The sequence below is a fragment of the Providencia sp. PROV182 genome, assembly GCF_028480325.1.
GTDB lineage: Bacteria > Pseudomonadota > Gammaproteobacteria > Enterobacterales > Enterobacteriaceae > Providencia > Providencia hangzhouensis.
The window spans coordinates 39866-60083 of record NZ_JAMPOL010000025.1 but is presented as its reverse complement, the minus strand read 5'-3'; the positions used below and the strand labels follow the sequence as shown (position 1 = coordinate 60083).

Below are 20218 nucleotides of genomic sequence, written 5' to 3'. Positions count from 1 at the left end.
TTTCGGCGAGTAGCGCAGCTTGGTAGCGCAACTGGTTTGGGACCAGTGGGTCGGAGGTTCGAATCCTCTCTCGCCGACCAAATTTTAGAACCCACCTCATTGAGGTGGGTTTTTTCGTTTATATCCCTTCCTATTTTTCACCCCAACTATTTCAGACTAACTTGGCTTGCACTCAATAACCTATCTCTGTTGATATATAAGCTGATTCACTCATGTTGTTTTAGGTAAAAACGCTTTTTCATTACAAGGACTCGTTAATGAAAGTTAATAACGTTTTATCGATACCTCTTTGTTTCTTCTTATTAAGTCTTTATACCGTTATTGGCTTTAAAGCTTATAGCGCGCCTATAGCGCCTCCAAATGGTATTGTTGAGATGCCATCTACTTGTATTATGATAAACCAAGTACATTTCATTGGGCTTGAGCAGATTAAGGAAATAGCTGTTAGCCAAGTCAATAAATGGCGGCAAAAGATAGAGGGCCAATGTATTGATGAACAAGGCTTACTCAATTATGCAGATGATATTACGGCGAAGTTAATTCATGCAGGCTATCTGACCTCTTACTTGTATTACCCTGAGCAAACTTTTCTGTTTGGTATTTTGCAAGCAAAAATAATAGCAGGAACGGTTTCTTCTGTGGTTTATCAAAATGAGCAGTCAGAAGATAAATTACTACCACACATATTTCCTTTCCAGTTAGGTGATACGCTTAATTTACGGCAAATTGAACAAGGCTTGTACAATTTGCAAAATACATCTTTACTTCCTTTCCATATAAAACTAATTCCTGATGATACCTATGGGAATGCCACGCAAATTGTCGTGGTAGGCCAGCACCGACGCGAATTCCAAGGTGCGCTTTCTTTTGAATCACACTCAATTTCTCGGCAAGTCGGTAGCACTGTTGGCCATACTTTTATGGTCGCCAATCCTTTTTTACGAAGTGATTTTTTATATTCAGAAATCAGCCGTCAATTTAGTAACACAGAAGAAACTGAAATTAAATCAGCAATATTGTTTTACTCTCTCCCTTATCAATATTGGTTGTTTTCAATATTTAGTGGGTATCAGGAAAATAAAACAGTTATTACCAGTAATGATGCCGCTTTACCACTACAGCAGTATAACGGCTTCTTATTACTACAAGCCGAATATTTATTAAAACGAACAGAAAAAACGGTAACTTCATTAAGTCTAGGGTCTGAAAGCCAAAAAAGTGACACGTTTTTGGCTGACCTACACTTACGAACACAACAACGCTTGGCTCATTACATCATTGGTGGGTTAACTCATCAGGTCAATTTTTTACGGGGAAGTGCTTTAGTTACATTAACGTATAAACAAGGAACTAACTGGTTTGGTACCAATGTACAGCAAATTACGGGTTTAAATAAGCCACAGGTTTTACAGATTTCGGCTTCAGCAATGAAGGAAGCCTCCCCTTTTCAATATCAAAGCCAATTTGATATGCAATTAAGTCGTGACAAGCTAGATGTTTTATTAGACCAAGGATCACTTACTGGATTTGGAGGTGTTAGTGGTTTTATCGGTGGAGCTGAGCACCTTGAAATGGGGGATAATAGCTTAAAGCTACAAAACGAGGTGGTCTGGCAGAGCCCATGGCCGCAAATGGCTTTATATACCTCGTTAGGTTTAGGAACAACATCAAATGATAGAGCCACATTTTGGAAAGAAAACCTATTGCTGGGAGGGAGAGTCGGAGCTAAAGGCCAAATTGGGAGTTTGTCATATCATTTATTTGTAGAAGCGCCAGTTTGGCAAACTGACCGACTACTGGCAAATTCAATGAGTTCGAGCCTTCAAATGAAATTTCATTATTAATTAAATCATAGGGTTAAAGCTGGTGATTGTATCTATTTAAAATGACCTAGGTAATATTAGGCAATTGTAGTTTTTATCATCAGTATTAAAGCATATTCTGTACTTTGGAAAATAAGAATACAAACTACAGCCAGTATTATTTTATTCTTTAAGTTATCAATTGGTTAAAATTATGTTTAGTGAAAGCAGTTGAATGTTTTTTATTTGCATAAAAAACAAACTAAATAATTACATACTAAAATAATTTCCACATCGATTCTCTCTAGTGTTTTATTTCGTATCATGCCAACAAAAGCACTATATTCGTTCAGTAATTCAGCACTTAATCACAAATATAAAAATAAATAACCTCGATATAAAACCCTATTCACTACTAATTATATGGTTATAACACCTGCATCTTGCACTTCATTATGAAATTTTAAGCTAAATTGCAATGCTAATTGTTTCTAATATGTTACATGAATTGTGGGTGGAGCGTAAATGTGGCTATTGACGAAGTGAGTGACAGTTGATTAATTGCACAATGAATAACAAAAAATACAGATACTACATCTGTCGCTTTTATGACGGATCTAGACATCAAGCAAAACAACATGAACACCATAGGAGCATACAGATGCGCTCTATTAAAAAGACAGGTCTACTGACTGTAGGACTTACATTGGCAGCATTAGCAGTATCAGCAACAGTACAGGCAAAAACGTTAGTTTACTGTTCTGAAGGTTCTCCAGAAGGCTTTAACCCACAGTTGTTCACATCAGGAACAACCTATGATGCAAGCTCTATCCCGCTGTATAACCGTTTAGTTGAATTCAAATTAGGAACAACGGAAATTGAACCGGGTTTAGCGGAAAGCTGGGAAGTGAGTGATGATGGTAAAGAGTACACTTTCCATCTACGTAAGGGTGTCAAATGGCACTCTAACAAAGAATTTAAACCGACCCGTGATCTTAACGCAGATGATGTGATTTATACATTTATGCGCCAAAAAGATGCAAATCACCCATATCATAAAGTTTCAGGCGGTAGCTACGAATACTTTATGGGAATGGATATGGATAAAATTATCGATAAAGTTGAAAAAGTCGATGATAACACAGTAAAAATCACATTAACTCGCCCAGAATCACCATTCTTAGCTGATATGGCAATGGACTTTGCATCGATTCTTTCTGCTGAATATGCAGACCAGATGTTGAAAGCGGGTACGCCAGAGAAAGTGGACTTAAACCCAATTGGAACGGGCCCATTTGTTCTGCAACAATACCAAAAAGACTCTCGTATTCTTTATAAAGCCAATGACCAATATTGGGGTACAAAACCTAAACTTGACCGTTTAGTCTTCTCTATCACACCAGATGCTTCCGTTCGTTATGCAAAACTGCAAAAAAATGAATGCCAAGTCATGCCATATCCAAATCCGGCTGATTTAGAGCGCATGAAGCAAGATAAAGACATTACATTAATGGAGCAACCAGGCCTAAACGTCGGCTATCTCTCTTATAATGTTGAGAAAAAACCATTAGATAATCAAAAGGTTCGCCAAGCACTGTCTATGGCGGTGAACAAAGATGCAATTATCGAAGCGGTTTATCAAGGTGCAGGCCAAAAAGCGAAAAACCTTATCCCACCGACAATGTGGGGCTATAACGATGCGGTAAACGATTACGAATATAATCCTGAAAAAGCCAAAGCCTTATTAGCAGAAGCGGGTTTCCCGAATGGTTTTGAAATTGACCTGTGGGCTATGCCTGTTCAACGACCATATAACCCAAATGCACGCCGTATGGCGGAAATGATCCAAGCAGACTGGGCAAAAGTTGGCGTTAAATCAAAAGTTGTTAGCTACGAATGGGGAGAGTACCTCAAACGTGCGAAAGATGGTGAGCCACAAACAGTAATGATGGGTTGGACGGGTGACAATGGGGACCCTGATAACTTCTTTGCAACCTTGTTTAGCTGTGCAGCAAAAGAGCAAGGTTCTAATTACTCAAAATGGTGTAATGAAAGCTTTGAGAACTTGATCCAACCAGCGCGCCAAACAGCAGATCACGACAAGCGAGTCGAACTGTACAAACAAGCGCAAGTTGTGATGAATGAGCAGGCGCCAGCCCTGATTATCGCGCACTCTACAGTGTTTGAACCCGTACGTAAAGAAGTCAAAGGCTATGTGGTTGACCCATTAGGCAAGCACCACTTCGAAAACGTCGATATTGAGAAGTAATCGTATCTAATCTGTCTATGCCCTTCGTTGCTGGTTTAGAGCGGAGGGCGTTTTCTTCTCTAGAAGAAGCAGAGAAGTTAAGTTGTTTGTGAGCACCCGGAAAAGCAATTTTCTGAGTAGCCAAACGGACTAAGAGCCGTCAACGGCATTATTAAAGAGATTCAGGATATGTTGCAATTTATCCTCCGACGATTGGGGCTTGTGATCCCCACGTTTATCGGTATTACATTATTGACTTTTGCCTTTGTCCACATGATCCCAGGCGACCCGGTGATGATCATGGCCGGTGAAAGGGGACTATCCCCTGAAAGGCATGCTTATTTAATGGCAGAGTTAGGGCTTGATCAGCCACTTTGGAAACAATATCTTCATTATATCAATGGGATATTTCATGGTGATTTAGGGATTTCCTTAAAAAGTCGCATTGGTGTATGGGAAGAGTTTTTGCCCCGTTTTTTAGCGACAGTGGAATTGGCAACTTGTGCCATGATTTTTGCAATTTCTGTAGGGATCCCAGTTGGGGTTTTAGCCGCAGTAAAACGTGGTTCAATCTTTGACCATACTGCGATTGGCCTTTCTTTAACAGGCTACTCAATGCCTATCTTCTGGTGGGGGATCATGCTCATCATGTTAGTGTCGGTGCAATTAGACCTCACCCCTGTTGCAGGACGAGTGAGTGACACTGTTTTTCTTGATGATTCCCAGCCTCTGACCGGTTTTATGCTAATTGATACCCTAATTTGGGGTGAAGATGGCGATTTTATTGATGCGGTAGAGCACTTGATATTGCCTTCCATTGTTTTGGGTACGATCCCATTAGCCGTTATTGTGCGTATGACTCGCTCGTCAATGTTGGAAGTATTGGGAGAGGATTATATTCGTACTGCACGTGCTAAAGGTCTTGGCCGCGCTCGCGTAATTTTAATTCACGCACTACGTAATGCATTATTACCCGTTGTTACGGTAATTGGCTTGCAGGTTGGGGTGATGTTAGCAGGGGCTATCTTGACAGAAACTATTTTCTCATGGCCTGGGTTAGGGCGCTGGTTAATCGAAGGGCTACAGCGTCGTGATTACCCTGTGGTACAAGGGGGAGTTCTGCTGGTTGCTACACTGATTATCTTCGTAAACTTAGTGGTCGACGTGCTGTATGGCATTGTAAACCCACGTATTCGTCATAAGAAATAAGGAGCGCTAAATGTCTCAATCTACTGAGCCAACCGTTGTCAGCGCCCCACAGCCGATGACACCATTACAAGAATTTTGGCATTATTTTAAACGTAACAAAGGGGCAGTTGTCGGGATGTTCTACATTATCCTGATGGTACTGATTGCGATTTTTGCAGGTGTATTAGCTCCACATGCTCCAGATGAACAATTTCGTGATTTCTTACTTGCTCCGCCAGTTTGGGAAGATGGGGGAAGTTGGCAGTTTATTTTAGGCACTGATGATGTTGGGCGTGATTTACTCTCTCGTTTAATGTATGGCGCCCGCCTGTCACTGCTAGTTGGTTGTTTAGTGGTTGTGCTGTCGTTAATCATGGGGGTCACTATTGGTGTGATCGCTGGCTATTTTGGTGGTGTCGTTGACGCATTAATTATGCGAGTTGTCGATATTATGTTGGCATTGCCAAGTTTGTTATTAGCTTTGGTACTGGTCGCCATTTTTGGACCTTCGATTGTAAATGCCTCGATTGCTTTGACGTTTGTTGCATTACCTCACTATATTCGATTAACACGAGCGGCTGTTTTAGTGGAAGTCAACCGTGACTATGTGACGGCTTCTCGTGTTGCGGGTGCAGGGGCAGTACGCCAAATGTTCGTGAATATTTTGCCTAACTGTTTGGCACCATTGATTGTACAGGCCTCTTTAGGTTTTTCGAATGCCATTTTAGATATGGCTGCTTTGGGTTTCCTCGGAATGGGCGCGCAGCCACCAACTCCTGAGTGGGGAACGATGCTGTCTGATGTGCTGCAATTTGCACAAAGCGCATGGTGGGTTGTGACTTTCCCTGGACTGGCAATTTTATTGACGGTGCTTGCGTTTAACCTAATGGGTGATGGGTTACGTGATGCATTTGATCCAAAACTCAAGCAGTGATGAGGTAACCAAATGGCATTGTTAAATGTAGAACAACTTTCGGTTCATTTCGGAGACGAAAAGGCACCGTTTCGCGCCGTTGACCGCATCAGCTATAGCGTTGATAAAGGCCAAGTCGTTGGTATTGTAGGGGAATCTGGTTCAGGTAAATCAGTGAGTTCACTGGCTATTATGGGGTTAATTGATTACCCCGGAAAAGTGATGGCGAATTCATTGCAATTTGATGGACGAGATTTATTGTCAATCCCTGAAAAAGAGCGCCGGCAAATCGTTGGAGCCGATGTGGCGATGATTTTCCAAGACCCGATGACTAGTTTAAACCCATGTTTTACGGTGGGTTATCAGATTATGGAAGCATTGAAAGTCCACCAAGGCGGCAGCAAAAGTACGCGTAAGCAACGGGCAATTGACCTGTTAGACATGGTGGGTATCCCTGACCCACAATCACGTTTAGATGTGTATCCTCACCAATTGTCAGGAGGAATGAGCCAGCGTGTGATGATTGCTATGGCGATAGCATGCCGGCCTAAATTATTGATTGCGGATGAGCCGACAACGGCATTAGATGTCACTATTCAAGCCCAAATTATTGAATTATTGTTGGAATTGCAGCAGCAAGAAAATATGGCATTAGTGCTTATCACGCATGACCTCGCTTTAGTGGCAGAAGCTGCGCATCATATTATTGTGATGTATGCGGGGCAGGTGGTGGAGTCCGCCAAAGCAAGTGATATTTTTAAACATCCTCGCCATCCTTATACACAAGCGCTATTACGTGCCTTGCCGGAATTTGCGACGAATAAATCCCGTTTAGCCTCACTTCCTGGTGTGGTCCCCGGAAAATACGATAGGCCTGTAGGGTGTTTATTGAACCCACGTTGTCCGTATGCAACGGAGAAATGCCGTCAAGAAGAGCCAATGTTACAAACCGTTGGTGATCGCCAAGTCAAATGCCATATGCCGCTGGATGATATGGGGAGGCCAACATTATGAGTGATAAACAACACACTCCATTGCTCAAAGCGGTGGATTTGAAAAAATATTATTCCGTCAAAAGAGGGGTTTTTGCTGCTGAAAAAACCTTAAAAGCATTGGATGGAGTCTCTTTTGAGCTAGAACGAGGTAAAACACTGGCCGTGGTTGGGGAGTCGGGGTGTGGTAAATCGACATTAGGTCGTTTATTAACCATGATTGAGCAACCTTCTGAGGGCGAGTTGTATTACCAAGACCAAAACTTGTTAGTAAAAGATAAGTCTGCAGAGAAACTGCGTCGCCAAAAAATCCAAATTGTGTTTCAAAACCCTTATGGCTCTTTGAATCCACGTAAAAAGGTGGGGCAAATTTTGGAAGAGCCGTTATTGATTAATACTTCACTGTCGAAAGAGCAGCGCAAGGAAAAAGTATTATCGATGATGGCTAAAGTGGGTTTAAAAACAGAGCACTATAGCCGATATCCTCACATGTTTTCTGGTGGTCAACGCCAGCGTATCGCGATAGCACGTGGTTTAATGCTTGACCCTGACATTGTGGTTGCAGATGAACCCGTTTCCGCACTGGATGTTTCTGTTCGTGCTCAAGTATTAAATCTGATGATGGATTTACAGCAAGATTTAGGTTTGTCTTATGTCTTTATTTCACATGATTTATCGGTGGTAGAGCATATTGCTGATGAAGTCATGGTGATGTATTTAGGCCGCTGTGTGGAGAAAGGAACAAAAGAGCAGATTTTTAATAACCCTCTTCACCCTTATACTCAAGCGTTATTATCAGCGACACCAAGGTTGAACCCAGACGCTCGGCGCGAACGTATTAAGTTAACGGGAGAGTTACCAAGTCCTTTAAACCCACCACCGGGGTGCGCATTTGCAGCGCGTTGCCGTAGAGCATTTGGTCAGTGTACTCAATTTCAACCAACATTGAAGGAATATAACCAACAGTTAGTTGCGTGTTTTGCAGTTGATGAAGATGAAAAACAAACGGTTGTCGTGAGTTAAGGAGTGAAACGGTGGAAAGGCTAACTTTCTGCCGTCTTTTATTCTAGTGCCACTTTAAGCCGCTTTAACATGCTGTTTGTCCTAAATACCCAATCTTTCTTTTTAAGCTACTCTTTTACGGATAAAATCAAGTATACTGACTGATGTTTCCGTTTTCTTTAAAAAGCTGCTTGATTAGAAAGGTTGTGGCCAAATGAATACCCGAGTCCAACGCTCACTAACATTAAAAAGTATGGTCGTATTCTTTATGATTACGCTACTATCACTTGCGCTTTTTTTAGCTATTCAATTCAGTTACTTAGTTGAACAACGTAAGCAAGATTATTTAGACCAGCTCAGTAACGCTGTAGTGCAAATTCAAAAACCATTAACAGATTCCCTCCTAAGCTCCGACCTTAATGAAGTTAAACGGCTGCTGATAAGCTTAAAGACATCAGGCATTATGGGAAACGCGATTATTACTGTTGATGGCACAACGGTAATGAACCTAAGCTTTGCAACGCCGAAGCCGATACCCAATTGGGTTACCCATTTTGTGGGGATCCCTGTCGAAATGACTGTACCATTGTATGCGTATGGAAATGTTGTGTTGCAAGCGAAGCCTCAAGGGTATTTAACATTACAAGTGGATCCTAACCGTGTTTATCGATTTGCACTAAATACCCTTGCTTTGATGACAACAACTTATTTATTGTTGGTACTCATTATTGCTATTGGAATGACGTGGTGTGTCAGTCGTATGATAATAAGGCCGCTACGTAAAATCGCAATTGAATTACAGACAAATTCTGAAGTTAATCAAATTGTTGTGTCTGAATATCATCGTGACGATGAGCTCGGTTTACTTGCAAAAGGGTATAACCGTCAAAGAAAACAGCAAAAATCAGATTAAGTCATGAACATGAACTCAGCTTTATGGTCTAATATCGTTATAGTGGTAACAATGAAAAATGGAATAAAGCCAAACTATATCGTTTAACCCGATAAGTTCACGTTTTTCGTTAATTTATCTGTTGCTATTTGCGGTTAAATATAAAGATATAAAACACATAGGGGTTTACATGCAGGGCTTGAAAGTTCGGTATATCATTGGTGTTGTATTATTCTCAGTCGCGTATTTAGCGGGAGCTGAGCCTTTACAACCTGATCCAGCATGGCAGCAAGGGAAGCTAGAAAATGGCTTTAGCTGGCAATTATTACAAACACCGCAACGTCCTAATGATCGTATCCAGCTTAGGTTAGCAATTAAAACAGGCTCATTAACAGAAAAAGCGAGCGAGAAAGGGTACAGTTACCTCATTCCTAAAATGGCGTTGCTTCATCAAACTGAAGCATTTCCAACAGCAACATTACAAGATTTCTGGCGTCAGGCCACAGACCCTGACATGCCAATTCCACCCGCTGTTGTTTCTTATGACTACACCATTTATAGCTTAAGTTTACCGAATAATCGCCCAGACTTAATTAAGCAAGCACTCAGCTGGTTAGCAACTTCTGTTGCAGGAGCTGAGTATACAGAAACGACATTACATAATGGTTTGACAGCACAAAATGTCCCAGTTGCAACACTTCCTTTAAATGCCAATGATCCCGTTTGGCGAGCGCGTTTAAAGGGGTCGACGATGATGGGGTATGACCCAGGCCAAAAACCGAATGATGTTGTAGCTCTTGATAGTGTGAATTCTTTTTATCAAAAATGGTACACACCGGACGTCATGACATTGTATGTAGCGGGCCATGTTGATTCTCGAATGTTATCTGATTCAATTTCACAAACTTTCTCATCATTAGAAGGTAGGCGCTCTGAACCTGTTTCTGTTGCAGTACTATCGGCGGTAAAACCACAATCTATTGATATTTTACAGGAACAGCCTGCACAGGATACGCTTTCATTAATTTGGGATATTGATTGGCTCCCCATTAAAGACTCAAATGTTTTACTGCGTTATTGGTCGAGCGATTTAGCACGTGAAGCGGTTTATCGTTCTTTGCAAAAAGCGTTCAATCAAAAATTTAATCAAGGAGAAGTTGTTCCGGGGTTAGATTGTCGTGTGCAATATCAGAAAGCCAGTTGTACGTTAACGGTGACAGCAGCACCTGAAAAAATGGCAGCGGTAACGGATATTGTTGCGAGTGAGCTTGCATCGATTAACCAAAATGGTATTGCTGCTGAGCTATTTGACGATATGCTTAAAGAAAAACAAGTGCAGTTATCGCAACTATTTGCAGCCTATGCGCGTACGAGTACTGATGTTTTGATTAGCCAACGTTTGATTTCTCAACAAAATGGGGTGGTTGACATTGCTCCTGAACAATACCAGCGGTTAAGGCAATCTTTCTTGGCGTCACAAAGCCTTGAACAGGTGAATATGGAAGCCCGTCGGTTATTATCTCAAGAGGCAGCGTTTGTATTAGCGCAGCCAAAAGATAAACAAATGATGGATGCAGAACAAATTCGCCAGAAATTTACCAAGGTGTTATGGCCCCAAATTGCTGCGCCAGTACCAACAGAAGCGGCTCCTGCTGCACCAGCAGAAGAAAACCACACCTCACAATAAGCATGAAAAGATAGATATATGAAAAGATAGTCATTGAATGATTCAGTGGCTACCTTTTCATTAATGTTATTGGCTTAATAGCGATTCAATAACGCGAATTAGAGTCTCTCGCGACTCTCTGTCATCAACAAATCCTGCCGCACTGATTTTTGCTTCTGGTGCGTAATAGGCTACAGATCCCCAAAAGCCTAAATGGGAATACAGGGTGATACCATTGACCACATTCACCATAATGCCTAATCGGTAAAGTTCTGCACCTTCGTGAGAGCCCATACTAAGCATCGTCTTTAGCGTGTTCGGTGATGAAAAAATATTTCCCTCAAACAGCGCTTCTAGAAATATCGCCATTTGTTTCGAGGACATAACTAAACCCCCACCGCCATAGGTATCCATGGAAGCATGAATATGTGTTCCATCCAATTTACCTAAATATTGACGAGCCCGTGGTGCTGCGATTTGCGGCGGTTGTTCTAATGACTCCCAATATGCGCTCTCGAGACCAATAGAATCGAAATGCAAAAGCTCCCTAACAGCTAGGCCAAGAGATTGCCCCGTAATCCGTTCAATAATATCACCGAGCAAAATATAACCCGTATCTGAATAGATAAAGGATTTTGCAGGCGAAAACGTTGGAAATTGTTTACGCATGTACATTTCGATTTGTTCTGTTCGGCTCCAAACATAGTTAGGTTGTTTGAGAACGGCTTTTAGATAGTCTCCATCTGCATGGTCTAGCAGGCCACTACTGTGCTCCAGTAAATGGCGGATAGTGATAGCGTGAGTATTATATTGGGTACTGAGTAGCGTATTATATTGAGGGTCAATATATTCAGATATTGCATCATCAATACTGAGTTTTTCCATTTCAGCAAGACGTAAAATTGCAGCTGCGGTAAATGTCTTTGTATTACTGGCAATTCGTAGTGGTGTATCAACAGTAAGAGGCCTACCTTCAATATCCATTCCTCTAGCACAGAAGGCACCCACGCTATTTTTGTTTTGATTATGATAGTAAAGGACGATGCCACAAGTTAAATTTTCGAGTTGTTGAATAGAGGTGGTCATAATAATCTCATTATTGAATGATTAAGATGAGGATATATGGCATCTTAATCATATCTATACGATCCCTGTACGCTTTAAATGCGCTTAAAGTGACAATATGGCGATGACACAATGGCCAGTGTTTTTTCTTTTTATATAAATTTGGTGCTATGTTTATCCTCAATATAAGAACATAAAATGTACCCAGACATTGAAGTAAAGGAAATAACATGAATAGCTCGAATATATTTCTACAACGGTTAGGTTTGCGTTATCCCATTATACAAGCCCCAATGGCGGGAGTTTCTACTCCGGCGCTAGCCGCTGCGGTTTCAGAAGCTGGAGGGCTTGGCTCACTAGGCCTAGGCGCAAATTCAGTAGAACAAGCTCGCCAATTGATTACTCAAACACAAGCACTGACAAGTAAAGCATTCAATGTCAATTTATTCTGCCATTTACCTGCGAAACGTCATCCTGATAATGAACTGGCATGGAGCCAGTATTTAGCGCCTTATTTCGCTCAATTTAATGAGACTCCTCCTACCTATCTCAATGAAATTTATCACACTTTTTTAGATAACTCAGAAATGTTATCTATGTTACTTGAAACAAAACCTGCGGTAGTGAGTTTTCATTTTAATATTCCATCCATCGAGGTGGTACAGCAATTGAAACAACATGGTATTTATACCATGGCGACAGCAACGAATTTACAAGAAGCACAACAAATTGAATTGGCTGGAATTGATGCTGTTGTTGCACAAGGTATTGAAGCGGGAGGGCATCGAGGCATGTTTGATTTGCAGGCTTTAGATGAAGAACTCACTACTTATGAATTAGTGACATTAATCTCCCAGTATATTGATTTACCTGTGATTGCAGCGGGTGGCATAATGGATGGGCAAGATATCAATAGGGCTTTAGAGTGCGGTGCTGCTGCCGCTCAATTAGGCACTGCATTTTTGCTTTGCCCTGAATCTGCCGCGAACGCAGGCTATCGAGCTAAGATCAAATTGCAAACAGCGGATCACACTCAACTAACTTCTGCAATTTCAGGGCGCCCAGCGAGAGGGATTATTAATCAATTTATTCGAGCAGGTAACGGCTATGAGACAAGTCAATTACCTGATTATCCATTGGTTTATGATATTGGTAAGCAGCTCAATGCAGCAGCAATGAAGTTAGGTAGTGATGAGTTTGCGGCATATTGGGCGGGGCAGAATGTGGCGAAAGCTCGTGAGATGTCTGCGTCTTTATTGGTTAGAACGTTGGCAGAAGAAATGAAACGCTAGTTTTAAACAGTGGTAGGGCGGTTTGTCTTACCGCCCCAGTAAGTTGTTATTTAATTATTTCGTTATCCAATGAACCTTTTGGCTCATCAGTCGCTATCCAAGCTGCACAAAATAAGGTTAAACGCGCAAAGAAGTAAAAGAATGCCATTAGGCCAAGCACTGAACCAAAAGCCGCTCCAGAAGGTGACGAAGCAAGGTTAGGTAAAATCCATGTCATAATGGATTTAATGATTTCAAACCCAATAGCAGCAAGTAATGTTCCTTTAAATAGTGACCTGCGGCGATGCTGCATACGCGGTAGGATCCAAAAAATCCATAAAAACAGTAGGAAATTAGCTGTAATTGATATTGTTAAACCAATCAGTGTCCAAGCAGGTTTAAGCCATTCTATACCATCTAACCCAAGCGTACTGACAATCGTTGCTTGTGCAGAGCCAGCAACTGAGGTAAGTGTAATTGTCACAATTAAGGCAATAAGTAGGCCAATTAAGGCAAAGAAGTCGCGAATGTAGCGGAAAATAATATTTTCATGTTCATCTTCATTACGTTCCCATACAGAACGTGATTGTGCCAAAATAGCTAAACGTAAGTTATTAACCCAATTAACCCCTGAGTACACGGCTAAAGCCAACCCTGTCAGCCCAACTGTCGTACGTTGGCGGATTGCGGTGTCTATTGTTCTTTCTAATGTATTTGCGAGCGTAGGGTCAGTAATATTTGCAGAAATTCCACGAACTAATTTTTCAAGCAATTCAGGATTACTGGCTAATACAAAACCGGCAGCGGCGAATGAAAACATTAAAACGGGAATTAAAGAGAGAAAGGAGAAATAGGTAATTGCAGCCCCAAACTGGTTCCCCATTCGGTCATTAAAACGTTGCACGGTACGAATGATGTGAGCAATAAAAGGAATTGCACAAATAAAGTTCACAACTCGCATTGAGAAGGTCACTGCTTTTTTACTGCCATCAATACTTTTATTCAGTGTCGCTTTCAGTTTATTAGTATCTTTCTGTTCTTCTTCCTGCGTATTCGACATTTAATCCCCTTTTCCCGCAACTAAAAGTTGTCTGACTTTTCGACCTATTTAATGCCTATAAATGAATGATATGCATAATACTATAGCTTAAATTGGACAATAACTTCATCCCAATGACTGTTTTAAGAGACAAATAGTCATTGGAACGTTTGTTTAAAGTCAAAGCAACTGGTTAATTAATCAGAGGAAAAGGGGCGTTAGAAATTAAAGCGCATCTTTATAAACTTGCAGTTCAGCTTGGGCTTCTTTTAATTCTGCTTGAGCTTCTGCGAGTTTTCTTTCACGTTTTTTAATTTTACTACTGTCATCGCCTTTTAATTTTTCTTCCTGCAGCTCAGCTTCGCGTTCCTGCACTTTTTCTGTTTTCTCAGCTACATCTTTTTGACTATCACGATATAAAGATTCTGGAGTGCAATAACGATTCACATTATCTAATGCTTCTTCTAAGCCTTTAACTCGATGCTGATTACCATGTTGTTTTGCGTAATCAATTTGTTCTTGAATGCGTTGTTTCTTTATTTCGCAGCCATTTTGTGTTTTTGCTGCCATTACTGATGCGCTAGCAAAAAAGGAAATACAAATACTAGTTGTAAGGAGTAGTTTATTCATCATTTACCTCTGTTTATTTTAAAATTTGTGTTTAGGATAGCGTTTTATTTCTTTTCAGTCATGTGAATTTTAACACAGCTATGGTTATGACATTTGTAGTCAATTTTAGCTATAATGACGCGGATGAATAAATCCGGTCTATTTTTTGTTCAAAAGGGCTATCTTTAAAGAACCTATTTAATAATAGTCATCTTAGTGGCTAGTATTGAATTTCCTCAGGAAACAAACGTTACATGTTAAGTTATCGTCACAGCTTTCACGCAGGCAACCATGCTGATGTGTTAAAACACACAGTACAGAGCTTGATCATTGAATCTCTGAAAGAGAAAGAAAAACCGTTTCTGTATTTAGATACACATTCAGGTGCTGGCCGTTATCAATTAACGGGGGAACATGCAGAAAAAACAGGTGAATATCTTGAAGGGATTGCGCGTATTTGGGAGCAACCTGATTTGCCTGAGGAATTATTGCCGTATATGAATATTGTGCGCCAATTGAATGATAATGGGCGTTTACGCTATTACCCAGGTTCACCATTATTAGCAAAATATTTATTACGTGAACACGATAAGCTGGTATTAACTGAACTACATTCGAGCGATTATCCATTATTACGTACAGAATTTTCACGGGATAACCGCGCGCAAGTTTTCAAGGAAGACGGCTATCAACAGCTAAAATCGAAACTACCCCCACAGAGTCGACGTGGCTTTGCGCTGATGGACCCTCCTTATGAGATGAAGACGGATTATGAAGCGGTCGTGAAAGGGGTGGTGGAAGGCTATAAACGCTTTGCAACAGGAACATATGCAATTTGGTATCCTGTTGTATTACGTCAACAAATTAAGCGTATGGTCAATCAATTAGAAGCAACAGGCATTCGTAAAATATTACAAATTGAATTGGCGGTACGTCCTGATAGCGACCAACGTGGGATGACGGCATCCGGTATGATAGTGATCAACCCACCTTGGAAACTTGAGCAGCAAATGAAGAATGTGCTGCCATGGTTACATAAAACACTCGTCCCAGAAGGCACTGGGCATACGTTAGTTGAGTGGATTGTGCCAGAGTAAACTGTATTTTTGATAGGTAATACCGATTAAATTAACAGGTGTTATCTATCGTAAAGCGCTATTTATGCCATGACAATCAATAGTATGATGCGAGAAAATGCATTCATAAATCATTCAATCAATGGGAATAACCAAATTATGAGCAAACATTACGACTATATCGCAATTGGTGGCGGAAGCGGTGGTATTGCGTCGATGAACCGTGCAGCAATGTATGGGCAAAAATGTGCCTTAATTGAGGCGAAAGCATTAGGTGGGACTTGTGTTAACGTGGGCTGCGTACCGAAAAAGGTGATGTGGCATGCGGCACAAATCTCGGAAGCTATTCGCAATTATGGTCCTGATTATGGTTTTGATGCGACAATTAATCGTTTTGATTGGAAAACACTTATTGATAGTCGTACTGCTTATATTGACCGAATTCACCAGTCTTATGACCGTGTCTTAGGGAATAATAAAGTTGATGTCATCAATGGTTTTGCACGTTTTATTGATGCCCATACTGTTGAGGTAAATGGTGAAACCTACACGGCAGACCATATTTTGATTGCAACTGGCGGGCGTCCAGTGATCCCTGCTATCCCAGGTGCAGAATATGGCATGACTTCTGATGGCTTCTTTGAACTTGAAGCATTGCCAAAACGTGTTGCGGTTGTGGGTGCCGGTTATATTGCCGTTGAACTTGCTGGTGTATTAAATGGTTTAGGCGCAGAGGCGCATTTATTTGTGCGTAAACATGCCCCGTTACGTTCATTTGACCCACTGATTGTCGAAACATTAGTGGAAGTCATGAATACGGAAGGCCCTAAACTGCATACGGAATCAATTCCAAAAGAAGTCGTGAAAAATGCAGATGGTTCACTGACATTAAAATTGGAAAATGGCCAAGAACAAACCGTCGATGCATTAATTTGGGCTATTGGTCGTGAACCAATGACAGATAACCTGAATATTGAAGCCACAGGCGTCGCACTGAATGAAAAAGGTTATATCAAGGTTGATAAATACCAAAATACCAATGTACCGGGTGTCTATGCGGTTGGTGATAATACTGGCGCCGTTGAGTTAACCCCTGTTGCGGTTGCTGCGGGTCGTCGTTTATCTGAACGTTTATTTAATAATAAACCGGATGAGCACTTAGATTACAGTAATATCCCAACTGTGGTGTTCTCTCACCCACCAATTGGTACAGTTGGTTTAACTGAACCAGAAGCGATTGAAAAATATGGTGCTGATAAAGTTAAATGCTATAAGTCATCTTTCACAGCCATGTATACCGCCGTCACTTCGCATCGCCAGCCTTGCCGTATGAAATTGGTCTGTGTGGGTGAAGAAGAAAAAATCGTGGGTATTCATGGTATCGGTTTTGGTATGGATGAAATCTTACAAGGCTTTGCGGTTGCATTAAAAATGGGTGCAACCAAAAAAGACTTTGATAATACGGTGGCCATTCACCCAACAGCGGCAGAAGAATTTGTGACCATGCGTTAAGTATTGGTTATTTAAATTAAAAGCTAAGTTCATTTGAGCTTAGCTTTTTTTTGGCATTATTTTGCCAACAGTTCTGCAATCGCAGGAATAGCCGCTAAGCTATCAAGGTATTTTTGCATCGCAGGGGTGGTTTCCATGATTTGGTATTTAACTAAAAACATCACAAATGCACCGACATACACATCAACAGCAGTAAATTGCTCGCCACAAATAAACGGTTTAGCATTGTTTAAACCGATTTCTAAACAGGCCATTGTGCGTTCGACAGAACCAAAGCCAGAAGATTTTTGCTGTTCTTCATCTAATTGAATGCCTAAATTATTGATAGTGAAGGCAGATTCAATTGGGCCAGCAGTAAATAAGAACCAACGGTAGTAATCTGCACGTTTAGGGTCATTCAAAGCTGGTGCTAAACCTTTTTCAATAAATTTATCCGCTAAATACAAGCAAATTGCAGCGGTTTCAGTGACGACGGCATCACCATCAACAAGTGCGGGAACTTTCGCCATCGGATTAATTGCAAGATATTCCGCCGTATGCATATCTGCACCATAACCTAATTCAATACGCTTGTAAGGAACATCTAAAATTTTTAATAGTAGGTCGACCGTGTTGCCACGTGACATTGAATTAGTAAAAAGAACCAGTTCGCTCATGGTGATTTCCTTATATGAAGTTGAGTGCTTACTATAAGGGAGCGGAGTGTCAGAAATTGTCAGGAGAGACGCACAATACTTCTTTTTGCCAGCGCTCTAGTAGGTAATTTTTGGGGTAAGGTAGTTTATCTGAAAGTGCATGATAAGACTGAATGCGGTCTAAACGAAAATGGCGGTAACTTTCACGTAATTCACACCAAGCGGCTAATACTTGGGAATCTTTCATATAACCAATGGCAATTGGCCAAATAATTCGTTCACTAGGTTGATTTTGCCCATCAAGGTAAGTCATTTTGGCTTTGCATTCTTCTCGTAAACTTAAACGTAAGTCTTTAACAATGACGTCATTAATTTCATAGAAATGTGTGGTGGGGGCAAATAAGGTATTTTGATTTAGGATTTTCTGTGAATGACCTGCAACTACAGCATTAATTTTGCTTATCGCCCGTATTGCTGAGTTTTTTAGTTCAGTGTCTGCGTTACTTTTTACCCAACGTAAACCTAATATTAAGGCTTCAAGTTCATTTTCATCGAAAGCTAAAGGCGGTAGTAATAGTCCCGTTTTTAATTGGTAACCAATACCTGCTTCCCCGATAATTTCAGCACCTTGATCACGCAGGGATTCAATATCTCGATAGATAGAACGCACGCTGACTTGAAGTTGTGATGAAAGTGCTTCAGCCGTAATAGGATAGCGATTTTCTTTGAGTATCTGCAATAGGGTGAGTAGACGCTGGGTGCGGGTCATGAAGTTGTCTGCTTAATGTTATTGAGTGAGAAAAACAGCAAAGCTAATTTAGCTATAGTAAAAAAATAATGAGCTGAATGCTAATTTATATGTAAATTGGTGATAAAGGGAGTGGAAAGTTCCCTTTATCAATACCGATAAATACACGGTAATATCATTTAAAACGTTAAAATAGTTTTTAACCCTAGGACCCATGCATCTGATGTTTTCTGGACGCCGCCTGGTTGATGCCAATATTGCATACTTGGTTGGAGTTCCAGCCAGTGAACAGGTTTAAAGCGATAATATAGTTCTGCATTTAACGCGTTTGAAGTAATAGGGTGATATAACGGGTCATTATAATCGGTGATCCCTAGCTGCTCATTTTGTATTTTTTGGTTTTTCGCAAAGTGGTCGCTGAGCTCAATATATGAGACACCGAGACCAATCCAATCTTCAGGCCTTGCATCAAATGCACCGCGGTAGCGAAGGGAGCTTGAAACAACATAATTCATGAAATTACTGCGTTCATCATGATAACTGCCACTGACTGACAAACTTAAACCTCGATTTTCATCATCTTGATGGCGAGTTAATTGTTGGTTCATTCCACCATAGACAAACCATGTGTTGTTATAGCTTTTATCTTTATACAGGTCATGCTGTTTGGCATTGGTATATAATAACCCTAAGTTATAAGCGCCAGGCAACCCATTGACGAAAGTGCGATTTTCAACTTCTAAGGGTAATAAAATACCTTTACTACCTTTGGTTGACCAACTCCACGCATGGCTTCTATCCGTCGCTTGAGGATTCTGCTCCATAATCCCTGTTTTGATGGTAATTTCAGGGGTAATCTTATAGCTAACAGTCGTTCCCCAAGAATGAATATTCCAGTTGCTCCATATCAGGGCATTAGCTGATTTTCCGCCGCATTGGCTGAGTAGTTGGAAATCACAAGGGATAATTTGGTCGAATTCTTGTACTTTGTTCATCATCCCAATACGCCAAGTTAGTCGGCGGTCATCAAAACTGCGAGCAAAAGTAAGCCAACCTAACCGCGTTACGGAGCCACCTCCATAGCTTTCTTGTGCAAGGTCATTATTAGGTACTCGAGGGTCTTGCAGGCGCTTGACTGTCAGGTTGTCTTCATGGTTACGATTGACAATGTTTCCTTCAATACGAGCATCGGGAATTCCTGTCCAACGTTCAAGATCTTGTGTGAATGTGAAAGCAAATTGGTCTATATAAGCAGTATGTTTGTCATTATTATAACCGCCCCCTGCATTATAGGCGACTTGGCTCAAATAATTACTGTGAAATGAAAAGCCGTGGTCAGATAATATAGGACGTATGCCCAACATATCACCAAATATTCCTTTAGGAGCGGGCTCAAAGCCTAAAACAGTTCCATTCCATTGTTGTTCATTAGCAATAGCAGGCAATGTTAAAAACAACAAAGAGAATAATAATTTTTTATTCATGTCGGAGATAACCTATTAGCAATGGTTTGCTTTAACCCAATAATAGAGAATGGGCTCATGCGGTGTTATTTTTAAT

17 protein-coding genes and 1 tRNA gene are annotated in these 20218 nt (G+C 40.9%); 12 read left to right on the top strand and 6 right to left on the bottom strand.

Going from position 1 to position 20218, the window contains the following annotated elements:
* Nucleotides 1-3: 3 nt before the first annotated feature.
* The 9 genes from PR834_RS17635 (at nt 4) to PR834_RS17595 (ending at nt 10724) form a co-directional block, all read left to right on the top strand.
* Nucleotides 4-80 (top strand) — tRNA-Pro (locus PR834_RS17635).
* Nucleotides 81-257: 177 nt separating this feature from the next.
* The gene (locus PR834_RS17630) at nt 258-1844 is read left to right on the top strand and encodes a ShlB/FhaC/HecB family hemolysin secretion/activation protein (protein WP_272536831.1); all 1587 of its coding nucleotides are present in this window, start codon (nt 258-260) and stop codon (nt 1842-1844) included.
* 619 nt (nt 1845-2463) lie between these two features.
* A complete protein-coding gene (gene dppA / locus PR834_RS17625; protein WP_004262639.1) occupies nt 2464-4071 on the top strand; it encodes a dipeptide ABC transporter periplasmic-binding protein DppA in 1608 nt (535 codons plus the stop codon).
* A gap of 168 nt (nt 4072-4239) precedes the next feature.
* Complete coding sequence (dppB, locus tag PR834_RS17620) at nt 4240-5259, top strand: dipeptide ABC transporter permease DppB (protein WP_004262635.1); 1020 nt, start codon at nt 4240-4242, stop codon at nt 5257-5259.
* Nucleotides 5260-5269: 10 nt separating this feature from the next.
* A complete protein-coding gene (gene dppC, locus PR834_RS17615; protein ID WP_109912889.1) occupies nt 5270-6172 on the top strand; it encodes a dipeptide ABC transporter permease DppC in 903 nt (300 codons plus the stop codon).
* Between the two features lie 12 nt (nt 6173-6184).
* Nucleotides 6185-7165 carry a dipeptide ABC transporter ATP-binding protein gene (dppD, locus tag PR834_RS17610; protein ID WP_094960799.1) on the top strand — a complete coding sequence of 327 codons (981 nt, stop codon included), beginning with the start codon at nt 6185-6187 and terminating at the stop codon, nt 7163-7165.
* Entirely contained in the window at nt 7162-8166 is a 1005-nt protein-coding gene (dppF, locus tag PR834_RS17605; RefSeq protein WP_004262626.1) for a dipeptide ABC transporter ATP-binding subunit DppF, read from the top strand. The genes dppD and dppF overlap by 4 nt, the downstream gene beginning before the upstream one ends.
* Before the next feature lie 193 nt (nt 8167-8359).
* Nucleotides 8360-9058 (top strand): HAMP domain-containing protein, encoded by a 699-nt coding sequence (locus PR834_RS17600; protein ID WP_036958595.1) that lies wholly within the window; start codon nt 8360-8362, stop codon nt 9056-9058.
* A gap of 169 nt (nt 9059-9227) precedes the next feature.
* Nucleotides 9228-10724, top strand: a complete 1497-nt coding sequence (locus PR834_RS17595; RefSeq protein ID WP_228677355.1) for an insulinase family protein — start codon at nt 9228-9230, stop codon at nt 10722-10724.
* A 66-nt stretch (nt 10725-10790) separates the two neighbouring features.
* Here PR834_RS17595 and PR834_RS17590 read toward each other — a convergent pair whose 3' ends face one another.
* Nucleotides 10791-11789 (bottom strand): serine hydrolase domain-containing protein, encoded by a 999-nt coding sequence (locus tag PR834_RS17590; RefSeq protein WP_272536830.1) that lies wholly within the window; start codon nt 11787-11789, stop codon nt 10791-10793.
* A 209-nt stretch (nt 11790-11998) separates the two neighbouring features.
* Here PR834_RS17590 and PR834_RS17585 point away from each other — a divergent pair, with 209 nt between their 5' ends.
* A complete protein-coding gene (locus tag PR834_RS17585) occupies nt 11999-13060 on the top strand; it encodes an NAD(P)H-dependent flavin oxidoreductase (RefSeq protein WP_144138765.1) in 1062 nt (353 codons plus the stop codon).
* Between the two features lie 46 nt (nt 13061-13106).
* Here the strand turns inward: PR834_RS17585 and yhjD are convergent, their stop codons facing one another.
* A complete protein-coding gene (yhjD, locus tag PR834_RS17580; protein ID WP_004262608.1) occupies nt 13107-14099 on the bottom strand; it encodes an inner membrane protein YhjD in 993 nt (330 codons plus the stop codon).
* Between the two features lie 204 nt (nt 14100-14303).
* Entirely contained in the window at nt 14304-14708 is a 405-nt protein-coding gene (locus PR834_RS17575) for a DUF1090 domain-containing protein (protein WP_036958592.1), read from the bottom strand.
* Nucleotides 14709-14941: 233 nt separating this feature from the next.
* Here PR834_RS17575 and PR834_RS17570 point away from each other — a divergent pair, with 233 nt between their 5' ends.
* Nucleotides 14942-15784 (top strand): 23S rRNA (adenine(2030)-N(6))-methyltransferase RlmJ, encoded by an 843-nt coding sequence (locus tag PR834_RS17570; protein ID WP_004262593.1) that lies wholly within the window; start codon nt 14942-14944, stop codon nt 15782-15784.
* 138 nt (nt 15785-15922) lie between these two features.
* Nucleotides 15923-17275, top strand: a complete 1353-nt coding sequence (gorA, locus tag PR834_RS17565; RefSeq protein WP_036958623.1) for a glutathione-disulfide reductase — start codon at nt 15923-15925, stop codon at nt 17273-17275.
* Between the two features lie 56 nt (nt 17276-17331).
* Here gorA and PR834_RS17560 read toward each other — a convergent pair whose 3' ends face one another.
* The 3 genes from PR834_RS17560 to PR834_RS17550 form a co-directional block, all read right to left on the bottom strand.
* Complete coding sequence (locus PR834_RS17560; RefSeq protein WP_004262587.1) at nt 17332-17931, bottom strand: glutathione S-transferase family protein; 600 nt, start codon at nt 17929-17931, stop codon at nt 17332-17334.
* Nucleotides 17932-17980: 49 nt separating this feature from the next.
* Nucleotides 17981-18679, bottom strand: a complete 699-nt coding sequence (locus tag PR834_RS17555; protein ID WP_004262584.1) for a helix-turn-helix transcriptional regulator — start codon at nt 18677-18679, stop codon at nt 17981-17983.
* Nucleotides 18680-18837: 158 nt separating this feature from the next.
* Nucleotides 18838-20142: a carbohydrate porin gene (locus PR834_RS17550; protein ID WP_112307789.1), complete on the bottom strand. Its 1305-nt coding sequence runs from the start codon at nt 20140-20142 to the stop codon at nt 18838-18840.
* Nucleotides 20143-20218: the final 76 nt, after the last annotated feature.